Here is a 12,912-nt window from a genome sequence, read left to right as displayed (position 1 = left end):
TTTTATTAAAACCAGGTTTATTTACGAGAGTAAATAACTTTTCGTGCCACACTTTTTGTCTGGGGGGAACCACCTGTACTAAGCAGTGCGGCGGTCTGCTCACTAGTTGCCCATTGAATAAATAACCATGCTGCATCTTTGCTAGATGATTTGCTATTAATTGCAAAAGCCCATGCCCAAGGGGATGTTTCTCTGGCGATTGGACCAGCAGGCAAGGGGGCTGCTTCCCATTTATTCCAAATATCAGACTCTTCGGCGGTATCTATTTCATTATAAAAATGAGAGGCCAAAAAGGCCGAGGCAAGTCGGCCTTCTTTAAACAGGCGTCGAATTTCATAAAAATGCAGCAAGCGGCTGTTATCTGGATTACCGAACCCTGTTACAAGGTCGCGATACACTTGTAGACTTTGTGCCGTTTCAGGGCTATTAAAAACAGACTGGCCCTGCGCGTCGATAACTTCAGCGCCATAAGCACGCATAACAGGTAATACAGTCCAAGTGTTTAATCCTGCACCGGGCAGCGTACGTGAGGCAAATGCGTGCATCCCGTTCAAAGAAGGAGTGCGGTCAATAGCCTTTTGAAGCTTAATCTTAACTGCTTGTAGTTGCTCGTAAGTATCGGGAACATCTAAATTAAAGCGTTCGAAAAGATCTTTACGATAAAAATAAATCGGCGCAGAAAAATCAAATGGTAACGAGTATAGCGTGTTATCAATTTTACAAAGCGCTAGGCTACGTTCACTTATGTCTTCTAATTGATACCAAGCTTTATCTGTCAGTTTTGGGTTATCAATGTAGGGCTGTAAAGGCTCAATCCAGCCTTGGCTTTGCGCTTCACCTAAAAAGGTGATCCCCATCGGCAGTACATCGTAAAGACCTGTGGCTTCGCTCAAATCTTGATGACGACGAACACGCATTTGTGATTGTTCTAAGGCATGAAAGCCAACCGAAATCCCAGTTAGTTGCTCAAATAAAGGAATGTAGGGCTTTAGCGCCATAAAAGCGGGCTGTTCATCGGCCAAAATATTGATATGGCTACCGGCCTCACTCTGCCAATTGATACTGACTTGTTGCCAATGTTGTAAAGTTGCCGAGGCAAAGCTGCATTGGCAAAAGACGACAAGCGCAACGTATAAGAAGGGCTTTTTAAATTTAAACAATTGAGATGCCATACGAAATTACTCAGCAAGCTTAATTTTTAATTTTGCAGCCAAGGCTTTAATTTTTTCAAAGCGGATTGCTTGTTCATCTTCTAATGTTTGAGTATCTAACAAAGCAAAACACTTTTTCGCGAGTGCTAAATTAAAAGATTGGCCTTGGTTATTTGTATCGAATAAACATTGCAGTAGGTTTAAAGCGATACTGGCATTTTTAGGCATTACTCTAAATGCTTGGGTAAATGCCTCAAGCGCCGTGTTAAGTTGGCCCTTATTAAACTGTGTAACTGCGTGGTTATTGAGCTCTTTCGGACCGAGCTTAATATCACGTCGCTCAGTTTGTTGTTGTTGAATATAACGTAAATACACCGGATCGCTTACCGATGGGTGGCGTTCACAGTGAGTAATAATTTGGTTAAACAGCATCTGTGCTTTGTGGTGAAAACCAAGCTCATGAAACGCTTTCGCTTTATCGAGCGCACCATCTACTGAACGAATTTGAGTGTCACTTTCATCAAGTTGGTTGATAAGTGCTTTAGCTTTTTGATGTTCATCTTTTAAATAATGTAAACGCGCATTGAGAACATCAATTTGTGTTTGATTATTACTATTCGGAAACTGCTTTTTTAAATCGCTTAAGTACTGATTTGTTTGTCTTGAAATGCGATTCACTTGATCGGTTTGATCCGTCGTTAAAGCAAAATCAATCCCTGCGCGCGCCGCATTTAAATATATATCAGGGTTATCGTGAATTGAGTGTTTTGCGTAACTGGCAATGTCTTTTTGCGTTAAATAATTCTTTTCATAATCGTGATTAAGCAGTGATACATGACTTAAGGTTTTCTGGCGGTCAATGTTACGCGGGGCAATTTCAACAGCTTTACTAAAAAAGTCCTGAGCTTCATCAAACTTATTGAGCTTTATTTCTAATCGACCCAGTAAATCAAGAGCAACTAGTCTCGTTTCACTGCGCTGCAACATCGTCTTAAGCATGCGGTGTGCTAGGGTATGTTCATTATTAGCAATAAGTGCTTCGACTAAACCAACTTTTGCCCAAGTAAATTTTTGAATATCGAGCACTGATTTAAAAAATGTTTTGGCATCTTCAAAGCGCTTAAGGCGAAGTAGTGCGTCGCCTTTTAATCTCAATAGAATGGCGCTGTAACTATTACCTTTGTTTTGCAACAAGGTATCAATTTGTTTAATTGCTTTGGAGTCATTGCCATCATCAATAAGTTGATAAATTTGATGAAGGTTACTTTTGCGCAATAACACTTTTTCAATACGATTTTTTAATTCGTTAATTGTAAAAGGTTTAACTAAGAAATCATCTGGTTGTAGCTCGAGCACACTGTGGACTAACGAGCCGCTTGTTTCAGCTGAAATAAAAATAAAGCCGGTAGAGTTTTTTATAAGACGCTTCATTTTCAGCTCTTCATAAAGCTGATAACCATCTTGATGTTTACTAAGGTTAAAGGAACAAACGATGAGATCGAACTGCTCAATCTGACATTGTTCTTTTGCTGCAATTGCATGCTCTGCAAAACGCAACTGACGAAACCCCAATCCCTCTAAGGACTGTTTCATATAGCTTTGAGCAAGTGGCTGCTCTTCAACTATTAAAATTTTGGCTTTCGAAAAAATCTTTGCAGGCATTGGACTTGCGACTAAGTGACATTAACGATGACTATAATAAACAGTCTAGCTGCTGACAAGGCAAATTACAGCTTTTGCAATGATTTAAAGTTTAGCTTTGGGCTATATCAATAAAGGGGGAAGTGAGTAATTGATTTTAGAAGTTAGATAGTAGAAGTTAGATATTAGAAGTTAGATATTAGAAGTTAGATATTAGAAGTTAGATATTAGAAGTTAGATATTAGAAGTTAGATATTAGAAGTTAGATATTAGAAGTGATTGTTATATGTGGTGGGTCGTACTGGACTTGAACCAGTGACCCTCGCCTTGTAAGGGCGATGCTCTCCCAACTGAGCTAACGACCCACATATAAATTTTTAAGATTAAATGGTTGGTTTTACTGAACTTAACCACCGAACCTTTTCGTTGTAAGAGTTGCGATGCTCTTTGCTTCAAAAAGTAAATGGTGGGTCGTACTGGACTTGAACCAGTGACCCTCGCCTTGTAAGGGCGATGCTCTCCCAACTGAGCTAACGACCCATATAATCTTTTTCTTCGCTACCATACTCTTTAAAAAGTAAATGGTGGGTCGTACTGGACTTGAACCAGTGACCCTCGCCTTGTAAGGGCGATGCTCTCCCAACTGAGCTAACGACCCGCGAAGAATAATCTAAATGAAAATACCATCAAAGTTTGTTTAATGGTGGGTCGTACTGGACTTGAACCAGTGACCCTCGCCTTGTAAGGGCGATGCTCTCCCAACTGAGCTAACGACCCATTTAGATTTTTGTAATATGAAACACCACTTTAAAAAATGGTGGGTCGTACTGGACTTGAACCAGTGACCCTCGCCTTGTAAGGGCGATGCTCTCCCAACTGAGCTAACGACCCATATTACATACAGCAAATTTTCTTAATGGTGGGTCGTACTGGACTTGAACCAGTGACCCTCGCCTTGTAAGGGCGATGCTCTCCCAACTGAGCTAACGACCCATTAAGAATTTAGATATGAACACCATTAGGGAAAAATGGTGGGTCGTACTGGACTTGAACCAGTGACCCTCGCCTTGTAAGGGCGATGCTCTCCCAACTGAGCTAACGACCCATATCTAAAACAACTCATTGCTGCGTTGTTGTGGGGCGCTATTATAGATAGAGTTGTAATTGTGTCAACACTTGAATGAGTAAAAATGTGTTAGATGGAGCTTTTATAAACAATGACATGGCATTTAAGCATTTTTTGGCGAACAAATATGCAATTTATATTCATAAGCTTATATTCAGAGCTTGATCTATAGCTCTATGCCTGTGCAAATCATTCCAAAATGATATGAATACAGTAAATCTTTAAAACGGTTTTTCATATCAATAAATTTGCATCAGTTAATTGCACTCTAGTTAGCACTATTAAAAACAAAGTAGGGTAGGGCGAAGTTGTTTTATTTAAAGCTTTAGGTAACGAACTTTATTTTGCATATAAATGTATACCTTTTCTAAGTAAGTAAATTCAAAAGCAGAGAGCCTTTGATAACCAACCAGTAATGCAATTAGCCCAAAATAGCTAATTTGATAGCGCTTTGTATAAAATACCTCCGTAACGGATTGATATTTAGTCAGCTTGTTGAAATTTAAATCATTTAAATAAACTTAGATAAAAAACTGTTGACTTTATTTGGGGGCTGCATAGAATGCGCCCCGCACTCAGCGATACACAACCAACATTAATTGGTGGTGTATATGCAAGTCGGGGCTATAGCTCAGCTGGGAGAGCGCTTCGCTGGCAGCGAAGAGGTCTGCGGTTCGATCCCGCATAGCTCCACCAGATTTGCATAGTGTTTGTCCTAGGGTTGCAGTTTTCTGCGTCCCCATCGTCTAGAGGCCTAGGACACCGCCCTTTCACGGCGGTAACAGGGGTTCGAATCCCCTTGGGGACGCCACTTACTTAAAGTAAGTGAGCAATTGCCAAGAAAATAAATATGTTAGTCTCGAGTACTTACATGTTATTTTAGTAACCTTAACTCCGATATGAGTAAAACTATCATTTAATGTCCTAGTGACACATTTTGTGTCCCCATCGTCTAGAGGCCTAGGACACCGCCCTTTCACGGCGGTAACAGGGGTTCGAATCCCCTTGGGGACGCCACTTATTAAAAGTGTTGTGTTATTAAAAGCTCGTCTGAATCGAGTCTAACTATTCAGTTGTCCTAGTGACACATTGTGTGTCCCCATCGTCTAGAGGCCTAGGACACCGCCCTTTCACGGCGGTAACAGGGGTTCGAATCCCCTTGGGGACGCCACTTACTAAAAGTGCTGTGTTATTAAAAGCTCGCCTGAATCGAGTCTAACTATTCAGTTGTCCTAGTGACACATCATGTGTCCCCATCGTCTAGAGGCTTAGGACACCGCCCTTTCACGGCGGTAACAGGGGTTCGAATCCCCTTGGGGACGCCACTTATTCAAGTAGGTTATGTGTAGTGGGGCGGTGAACACCGCGCAATCTATGCACGACGTTATCAAGAGTACGAATCTCTTGGGGGCGCCGCTTTTTAAGTGCTGTGTTATTAAAAGCTCGCCTGAATCGAGTCTAACTATTCAGTTGTCCTAGTGACACATTTTGTGTCCCCATCGTCTAGAGGCCTAGGACACCGCCCTTTCACGGCGGTAACAGGGGTTCGAATCCCCTTGGGGACGCCACTTACTTTAAGTGCTGTGTTATTAAAAGCTCGTCTGAATCGAGTCTAACTATTCAGTTGTCCTAGTGACACATCATGTGTCCCCATCGTCTAGAGGCCTAGGACACCGCCCTTTCACGGCGGTAACAGGGGTTCGAATCCCCTTGGGGACGCCACTTACTTTAAGTGCTGTGTTATTAAAAGCTCGTCTGAATCGAGTCTAACTATTCAGTTGTCCTAGTGACACATCATGTGTCCCCATCGTCTAGAGGCCTAGGACACCGCCCTTTCACGGCGGTAACAGGGGTTCGAATCCCCTTGGGGACGCCACTTACATTAAGTAAGTTAATGTGTTTAAAAGATTATCCTTCATAATCTATCTTCAACGAAAAGATTACTTTTTCAAGTTAAAACCTCTCATACTCTAATTTATATTCAGAGCATAACTTTTTACATTCCGAATATTTTAATTCTTACAGATCACTTTTACTGATCATTTTATTACTTTATAGTATTTAGCAACTCATCAGCTAACCATAAGGAAATTAAAATGTTAGCTAAACGTGTTGTACTCATACTAATTTCTTTAGTCATTACTGCTTGCTCAGACTCAAATGAGGGAGTAGCGCTTGGAACGCTTGAGCGTGAGCGTGTGATCCATCCTGCAACGACTAACGAAATACTAATCGATTTACCCGTTTCAGCAGGCCAGTTGGTCGAAAAAGGGCAGGTGATTGCAAAGTTTGATGCCGAACTACAACAAGCGATTGTTGCTAAAGCACAAGCTCAACTAGCTCAAGCTACTGCATTTCTTGAAAAAACCTTGAATGGTGCTCGTCCCGAAGAAGTTGCTGCTGCATCAGCCAAAGTAGCAGCTGCCAATGCTGCATATACGCAAAGCGAAGCTAATTTTCGCCGTGCAAAAACCTTAGTTAAAGATAAACTCGCAAGCCAAGAAACCTTAGACAGTGCAACCGCTGCACGCGATGAGACTTTTGCTAATTTAGAATCAGCAAAACAGAACTTAAATGAGTTAACAAATGGTTCTCGCGTTGAAGATATTAATAGTGCGAAAGCGCAAGTTCAGGCGGCAGAAGCAGAACTAAAAGTACAGCAAAAATACCTCTCAGATCTGACAATTAAAGCGATGCGTGCTGGCAGGGTCGATAACTTACCTTGGCACGTAGGTGAGCGAGTTACTAAAGGCAGCCCTGTCGTTATTATTCAAGCAAACAGCGCACCTTACGCACGCGTATATATCCCTGAACCATATCGTGCCAAGCTCAATCAGGGGATGACACTTACGGTTCGTGTCGATGGCGTCGATAAAGATATTCAGGGTGAACTGACCTGGATTGCCTCAGAGCCTGCGTTCACGCCTTTTTATGCCCTTAATCAGGAAGAACGTGCGCGATTAATGTATCTTGCTGAGGTAACACTACCGGTAAGTGAAACTACTTTACCGACAGGCGTGCCTGCTCAAGTGATTATGCCATGACTGAATCGGTGATCCATTCTAAAGGTTTGGTAAAACAATTTGGCGATTTAAAAGCGATTGATAACCTTGATCTAGACGTTGAGCAAGGGCTGATTTATGGCTTTTTGGGCCCTAATGGCTGTGGTAAAACGACCGCAATCCGTATGCTTACAGGATTATTGAAGCCAACCTCTGGTGATATCAATGTGCTTGGCTTGAGTTTGCCAAAAGATGCTGAAAAGCTCAGAACACAACTTGGTTATATGACGCAAAAGTTTTCACTTTATAGTGACCTGACTGTACTTGAAAACCTAAAGTTCATGGCGGCGCTTTACCCGTTTAAAAAGCAGCAAAAACAACAAAGAATTGACGAATTGCTCCATACCTATGGCCTTGATCAAAGAGTCGATCAAATGGCCGGAAGTATGAGTGGGGGCCAACGGCAGCGCTTAGCATTGGCTGCTGCAGTGATTAATAAACCGAAAATTTTATTTCTTGATGAACCAACATCGGCTGTAGATCCACAAAATCGCCGTGACTTTTGGGAAACACTGTTTGATTTAAGTAATGCCGGTACCACGATATTAGTCACTACTCATTATATGGATGAAGCCGAGCGTTGTCATCGTTTAGCCATTTTAGAATCTGGTATTAAACGCGCGGATGGCTCTCCAAAGCAATTAATGACAGACATGCACGCTCATGTTGTAGAAATCGCAGGGGCGCAAACCAGAGAATTAAAAAAACAACTCGCAACAATCGACCATGTTATCTCGGCAACTCAGCTAGGTGCACAGCTGCGAGTATTAGTAAAAAAAGATGTTCAAGACCCCGTTGAGTTCATAAAACAGCAATCATTCTGTCAGGATACGTGGCAAGTAAATAGTGTGCGTCCGAGCCTTGAAGATGTGTTTGTCACCTGCACAGGGCAGGGCAGACAATGAGTATTTTTACTTCATTAAGCCGAATAAAAGCAATTGTAAGCAAAGAGTTATTACAATTACGCCGTGATCGAATGACATTTGCGATGGTGGTGATGATACCCCTTATCCAACTGATTCTATTTGGTTACGCTATCAACACCAACGTTAAAGATATCCCTGTTGCAGTGGTCGATTATAGTCAAACTGCGCTCAGTCGCATTTTAGTACAAACAGTATCGGCGGCAAATGTGGTTAAAGTGACGGATTATTACGACAGTATTGAACAGGCACAAACAGCAATCGCCAGTGCGAAAGTGCGTGCTGTGCTGTTTATACCCCACGATGTGGCAAACCGACTTGCTCAGCACCCAACCGTAGGTTTTGGTTTGCCTGATGGCAGTAATGAGTCGTTAGTCAGGCCAATTGCGCATTGGTTAGTTGATGGCTCAGATACAATGGTCGCGTCGAGCATAAAATCGCTACGCAATATGCCGCTTGCAGAGCTTCTCGATAAACCTGCGAATCGAACTTACCCTACCTTTGAGACGACCTTATTTTATAACCCAGAGCAACGCTCTGCGGTGAATATTGTGCCAGGTTTAGCTGCTGTTATTTTAACCATGACAATGATTATGTTTACCTCTGCTGCTATTGTTAAAGAGCAAGAGCGAGGTAATATGGAGCTCTTAATCACCTTACCGTTAAGCTCACTTGAATTAATGATTGGTAAAGTGGTGCCTTATATCTTCATTGGTTTTATTCAGTTATTTATTATACTAGGTATGGGTAAGCTCTTGTTTCATATTCCTTTTGGAGGTGGATTAGTCGCATTGGTTGTCGCAACCTTTGCGTTTATATGTGCCAGTTTAGTGCTTGGCTTAGTGCTTTCAACCATCGCTAAAAATCAGCTTCAAGCAATGCAAATGACAATTTTCATTCTGTTACCCTCGATATTATTATCAGGTTTTGTATTTCCTTATGAAGGCATGCCAAAGGCAGCGCAATGGCTTGCTGAGTGCTTACCAGCAACGCATTACCTAAGGTTAATACGTGGAATCGTGCTAAAAGATGTCAATCTAATAAGCATGAGCAGTGATTTACTTTGGCTGTTAGCCTTTACAATTTTGGGCTTGGCTGTGGCTGCATTTAGGTTTAAGAAAACCCTTGATTAGGCTAGGCAATTTAAGACATATATGCTTAACTAAAGAGTAATTTCAATTCTTTTTGAGTAGATGTAAGCGTGTGGCGAGTATTTTTGGGGGCGGTGCTACTAGTGACGTTTGATTGCTATGCAGCAACGATAAACCTAGCCCATACCATGAAGCATGAGCACTTTAATGAGCTGTTAAGCGCACTTGCTGAGCAAAGTGGCTTGACGGTTAATTCTGTATTGGTTGACCAAAAGGCGTTAAAAGTAAGGCTGGTGCAAAATACCAGTACCAGCACCTCCACAGATGTCGTTATTGTACCTGCTGATCATTTAGGCCTTAATAAATATGCCAACTACAGCGTTATCCCAGACTCACTCATAGCTGATACCACAGACCAGCGAACCTTAGAAACAGCAAAGCTAAACAACAAGCTCTTAGGTATACCCATCATTCAAGGGAATCACCTGTTACTTTTTTATAATAAGCAGTTTGTTAAAGAGCCAATAGAAAATTGGCAGGATATATACCGAATTAAATCATTATTGCCTGAAAAAGTGAAACTCGTTACATGGAGTTTTATGGAAATGTATTGGTTTATCCCGTTCTTATCGGCTTTTAATGGCGACCTAATTGTAGATAACCATGTTCAGCTTAATACACCAGCAATGCAATCGGCTCTCAAATTTGTTTGGGATTTAAATAAACAAAATCTGGTTGATAGACAGTGCGATTACACTTGCTCAAATAATGTATTTAAAGCGCAGCAAGCTGCCTTCACAATCGATGGTGCATGGGCGTTAAAAACGTATGAGCAGGCGCTTGGTGATAATTTAGCTGTGCAGCAATTGCCTAAACTTAATGGTGAGTATATGCAGCCTTATTACTCTACCTTTGTGTTGGCATTTCCAAATGATGGCTTAAATGGCGTTAATAAAGACAATTTGATCAAATTTGCTAAATTGGTTCAAGCAGAAAAATTTCAAACAATGATTTGGCAAAAGCTTCAAGATATCCCCGTTAATACTGAGGTGTTAAATAGTTTAAAATCACAACAAGGCACAGAGTTAGCAACCTTAATTGAAGCGATGCAATTTACAAAAGCGATGCCTTCAACCGCATCGATGATCATCGTATGGGAAGTATTAAATAAAGGATTTATTCGCTATGGCAGTGGTGCCTTAACTGCTGAGCAAGCGGGGCTTTTTATGCAAGGGTTGGCAGAGCGTTCGATTGCCAGTGAAGGGGATGAATGAGTAGTCCACGCTTTAGCCGCGCCTTATTTATCAGTGTATTACTACTGGTCATTATTCCCCTACTGATCCTTGCAGGTTTGATGATTGGGCGTTTCTATTTAAGCTCAATTGACCAAGCAAATACGAGTTTGCAATGGCAAGCTAGAAATAATGCAGCCAGTCTTGAACAGCTCTTATTTAAGCTTGAGAAAAATAGCCAATTACTAAGTAGCACTAAGGCGATAACTGAGCTGCCAAATAAAGTGGTGTACTCACAGTTCGCGCTTGTGCAGCTACAAGAGTTTGTTGCCCAAAATCCACAGATAAAAGCATCGATAGTAATTGATAATCAAGGGTTTATAGTTGAAGGGTATCCGATCACTTCTTTAAATTTGAATTTTAAACTCACTAAAAGCATTCTCGACAGCGCTCAAACATCAACAGAGCAAAACACAATTCAAATTATTGATAATCCACAAGTTACTGAGCTACTCGCACCTTTACAGGTAAAACAAAATGCTTTACTGGCAATTACATCTACATTGCTACATGAGCAAGATTCTCTCAGTGAGCCAATAATTAAAACGGGCGTGTTAGTGTCTTTTGTGCCTTTATCAGAGGCGTTAAAGTGGCTTGCAATACACAATGAGCAACCGGTTTATCAAGCGGGTAAGCAGGTACAAATTACAGCACAAGGTAACATTTTATATAGCGTGGGCGATGCTGGCGATAACGGCAAATTAATGGGGCAGGCCTCAATCAGTAATGTTTTTTTTGCAGGTAAGCCAACCAGTTTACAATTCCAAATTAATGAAGCAAAAACCACCTACACCAGCGCTGTAAAGCAAACGGCTATATTGGCAGGGTTGTTAATTGTAGGACTCTCTATTATTTCATTTATTTCAGTGCGTTGGTTGACGGCACGTCTTCATAACCCACTAAATCGTATTACTGCTCTTAGCCGAGAATATGCATTAGGTAATTACAAACAAGATACCGACGATTTTCATTATCAAGAGTTTAAAGATATTGCAGATTCGCTTAGCAGCATGGCTGATACCATTGATATACAAATTACTTCATTGCAATTAGAAAAACTTCGCGCTGAGCGCTCTGAGCAAGTTAAAAGCCAATTCTTAGCCAATATGAGCCATGAAATACGCACTCCGATGAATGGTATTGTGGGCTTTTTGCAGCTACTCAATAAAAGCACGCTAACACAAGAGCAAGCAGAGTTTGTAAGGCAAATTAATAACTGTAGTGATGTGTTATTAACCGTGATTAACGATATTCTCGACTTTTCAAAAATAGAGGCCAATAAAATAGAGCTCGAATCGCGACAATGTGATTTAGTCGCGCTTTGCCATGACCTTATCTTACTATTTAAACCGAGCTGTGATGCTAAGGGGGTTGGCTGCCGGCTTGAGGTCTCCTCATTACAATCGCTGAATGTAGAGTGTGATGAAATACGTGTTAAACAAGTACTGATTAACTTACTCTCTAACGCCGTTAAGTTCACCAATCAAGGTGAGATCATTCTTTCGCTAATTCTGCAAAGCCGAGATGAACACCAGACGGCTGTCGTGTTATCGGTAAAAGATACAGGCATAGGTATCGCTGAAGATAAAATAACGGCCTTGTTTAATCCTTTTGTTCAAGCGCAAAGTAGCACAACTCGTGAATATGGAGGGACCGGTCTTGGGCTTGCCATCAGTAAAGGAATGATTGATTTGATGGGTGGCACTATTGCTATCGACAGTGAGCTTGGTAAAGGCACCGAGTTTACGATTAATATTAATTTTAAATCACTAAACACACAGGACGCTAGTGCAAAAGTAGAGCAATCAGATGAAGACACTCAGTTCGATTTTAAAGCCGTCGACAAGCCAATATTAATTGCCGAAGATAACCCGATTAATCAAATTGTTATCACTAAGTATTTAACTCAAATAGGTCTAAATTATGAATTGGCAGAAAATGGACAAATTGCCTGTGAGAAAACCCTAACACAAGATTATGCACTGATTTTAATGGATATCCAAATGCCAGTGATGGATGGCTTAACTGCCAGTCAAAACTTACTTGCAAGGCCAGATTTTGATACGCCGATTATTGCTGTCAGTGCCAATGCTATGAAAGACGACATCGAAACAAGCGCAAAAATTGGTATCAGTGACCATATCGCAAAGCCAATTAATTTTGCTGAACTTGAAAAAGCACTCGCAAAGTGGCTATCTCAGCAATCGCTGAAATAGCCAGTATGAATCAAAAAGTGTTGTTATCTTTTTTCTGAATTAACTCAATTGCATAACCATCTGGGTCTTTAACAAATGCAATTTCAGTTGTGCCGCCTTTTACAGGACCCGGCTCACGACTCACATTACCGCCAGCAGCTTTAATGTCTTCGCAGGCTTTATAAATATCATCAAACTCGATAGCAATATGACCGTATGCATTACCCAAATCATAGCTGTCTGTATCCCAGTTATAAGTAAGCTCAAGCACGGTCGAATCTTTTTCGTCACCATAACCGACAAAAGCAAGGGTGTAGCGGTACTCTTCGTTGTCTGCACGGCGCAACTCTTTCATACCTAATACCTGCGTATAAAATTCAATTGATTTATCTAAATCAGCAACGCGAAGCATTGTGTGTAATAAGCGCATT

General features: G+C 41.2%; 8 protein-coding genes and 15 tRNA genes. 13 read left to right on the top strand and 10 right to left on the bottom strand.

Going from position 1 to position 12,912, the window contains the following annotated elements:
- Positions 1-17: 17 nt before the first annotated feature.
- From P4S60_RS10800 to P4S60_RS10760, 9 genes are all read right to left on the bottom strand, one after another.
- The gene (locus P4S60_RS10800) at positions 18-1,172 is read right to left on the bottom strand and encodes an ABC transporter substrate-binding protein (RefSeq protein WP_337115963.1); all 1,155 of its coding nucleotides are present in this window, start codon (positions 1,170-1,172) and stop codon (positions 18-20) included.
- 6 nt (positions 1,173-1,178) lie between these two features.
- Positions 1,179-2,813 carry a response regulator gene (locus tag P4S60_RS10795; RefSeq protein WP_337115962.1) on the bottom strand — a complete coding sequence of 545 codons (1,635 nt, stop codon included), beginning with the start codon at positions 2,811-2,813 and terminating at the stop codon, positions 1,179-1,181.
- 268 nt (positions 2,814-3,081) lie between these two features.
- Positions 3,082-3,157: transfer RNA gene (locus tag P4S60_RS10790), tRNA-Val, on the bottom strand.
- A 99-nt stretch (positions 3,158-3,256) separates the two neighbouring features.
- A tRNA-Val gene (locus P4S60_RS10785) sits at positions 3,257-3,332 on the bottom strand.
- A gap of 42 nt (positions 3,333-3,374) precedes the next feature.
- Positions 3,375-3,450 (bottom strand) — tRNA-Val (locus tag P4S60_RS10780).
- 43 nt (positions 3,451-3,493) lie between these two features.
- A tRNA-Val gene (locus P4S60_RS10775) sits at positions 3,494-3,569 on the bottom strand.
- A 38-nt stretch (positions 3,570-3,607) separates the two neighbouring features.
- A tRNA-Val gene (locus P4S60_RS10770) sits at positions 3,608-3,683 on the bottom strand.
- A 26-nt stretch (positions 3,684-3,709) separates the two neighbouring features.
- Positions 3,710-3,785: transfer RNA gene (locus P4S60_RS10765), tRNA-Val, on the bottom strand.
- A 36-nt stretch (positions 3,786-3,821) separates the two neighbouring features.
- Positions 3,822-3,897 (bottom strand) — tRNA-Val (locus P4S60_RS10760).
- Between the two features lie 641 nt (positions 3,898-4,538).
- Here P4S60_RS10760 and P4S60_RS10755 point away from each other — a divergent pair.
- The 13 genes from P4S60_RS10755 to P4S60_RS10695 all read left to right on the top strand — a co-directional run bounded on the left by P4S60_RS10755 (position 4,539) and on the right by P4S60_RS10695 (position 12,502).
- A tRNA-Ala gene (locus tag P4S60_RS10755) sits at positions 4,539-4,614 on the top strand.
- 39 nt (positions 4,615-4,653) lie between these two features.
- Positions 4,654-4,729 (top strand) — tRNA-Glu (locus tag P4S60_RS10750).
- Positions 4,730-4,859: 130 nt separating this feature from the next.
- Positions 4,860-4,935, top strand: a tRNA-Glu gene (locus P4S60_RS10745).
- Positions 4,936-5,013: 78 nt separating this feature from the next.
- Positions 5,014-5,089, top strand: a tRNA-Glu gene (locus tag P4S60_RS10740).
- Positions 5,090-5,167: 78 nt separating this feature from the next.
- Positions 5,168-5,243: transfer RNA gene (locus tag P4S60_RS10735), tRNA-Glu, on the top strand.
- Positions 5,244-5,410: 167 nt separating this feature from the next.
- Positions 5,411-5,486: transfer RNA gene (locus tag P4S60_RS10730), tRNA-Glu, on the top strand.
- A 78-nt stretch (positions 5,487-5,564) separates the two neighbouring features.
- Positions 5,565-5,640, top strand: a tRNA-Glu gene (locus tag P4S60_RS10725).
- Positions 5,641-5,718: 78 nt separating this feature from the next.
- Positions 5,719-5,794 (top strand) — tRNA-Glu (locus tag P4S60_RS10720).
- Positions 5,795-6,014: 220 nt separating this feature from the next.
- On the top strand, positions 6,015-6,962 hold the full coding sequence (locus tag P4S60_RS10715) for an HlyD family secretion protein (RefSeq protein ID WP_337115961.1): 948 nt from the start codon (positions 6,015-6,017) through the stop codon (positions 6,960-6,962).
- Positions 6,959-7,885: an ABC transporter ATP-binding protein gene (locus P4S60_RS10710; protein WP_337115960.1), complete on the top strand. Its 927-nt coding sequence runs from the start codon at positions 6,959-6,961 to the stop codon at positions 7,883-7,885. Before P4S60_RS10715 ends, P4S60_RS10710 begins: the two co-directional genes overlap by 4 nt.
- A 2-nt stretch (positions 7,886-7,887) precedes the next feature.
- A complete protein-coding gene (locus P4S60_RS10705) occupies positions 7,888-9,036 on the top strand; it encodes an ABC transporter permease (RefSeq protein ID WP_337116856.1) in 1,149 nt (382 codons plus the stop codon).
- Positions 9,037-9,137: 101 nt separating this feature from the next.
- The gene (locus P4S60_RS10700) at positions 9,138-10,268 is read left to right on the top strand and encodes a sugar ABC transporter substrate-binding protein (protein ID WP_337115959.1); all 1,131 of its coding nucleotides are present in this window, start codon (positions 9,138-9,140) and stop codon (positions 10,266-10,268) included.
- Entirely contained in the window at positions 10,265-12,502 is a 2,238-nt protein-coding gene (locus tag P4S60_RS10695) for an ATP-binding protein (RefSeq protein ID WP_337115958.1), read from the top strand. Before P4S60_RS10700 ends, P4S60_RS10695 begins: the two co-directional genes overlap by 4 nt.
- A gap of 10 nt (positions 12,503-12,512) precedes the next feature.
- Here the strand turns inward: P4S60_RS10695 and gloA are convergent, their stop codons facing one another.
- Positions 12,513-12,911 (bottom strand): lactoylglutathione lyase, encoded by a 399-nt coding sequence (gloA, locus tag P4S60_RS10690; protein ID WP_054553771.1) that lies wholly within the window; start codon positions 12,909-12,911, stop codon positions 12,513-12,515.
- Position 12,912 lies beyond the last annotated feature (1 nt).

Source organism: Pseudoalteromonas sp. Hal040 (genome assembly GCF_037162425.1).
Taxonomy (GTDB): domain Bacteria; phylum Pseudomonadota; class Gammaproteobacteria; order Enterobacterales; family Alteromonadaceae; genus Pseudoalteromonas; species Pseudoalteromonas gelatinilytica.
This window is presented reverse-complemented; position numbering and strand designations above follow the sequence as displayed.

Coding starts and splice junctions, on each gene's coding strand:
- P4S60_RS10800 (WP_337115963.1), bottom strand. CDS start 1,172: ATGGCATCTCAATTGTTTAAATTTAAAAAGCCCTTCTTATACGTTGCG.
- P4S60_RS10715 (WP_337115961.1), top strand. CDS start 6,015: ATGTTAGCTAAACGTGTTGTACTCATACTAATTTCTTTAGTCATTACT.
- gloA (WP_054553771.1), bottom strand. CDS start 12,911: ATGCGCTTATTACACACAATGCTTCGCGTTGCTGATTTAGATAAATCA.
- P4S60_RS10795 (WP_337115962.1), bottom strand. CDS start 2,813: ATGCCTGCAAAGATTTTTTCGAAAGCCAAAATTTTAATAGTTGAAGAG.
- P4S60_RS10695 (WP_337115958.1), top strand. CDS start 10,265: ATGAGTAGTCCACGCTTTAGCCGCGCCTTATTTATCAGTGTATTACTA.
- P4S60_RS10710 (WP_337115960.1), top strand. CDS start 6,959: ATGACTGAATCGGTGATCCATTCTAAAGGTTTGGTAAAACAATTTGGC.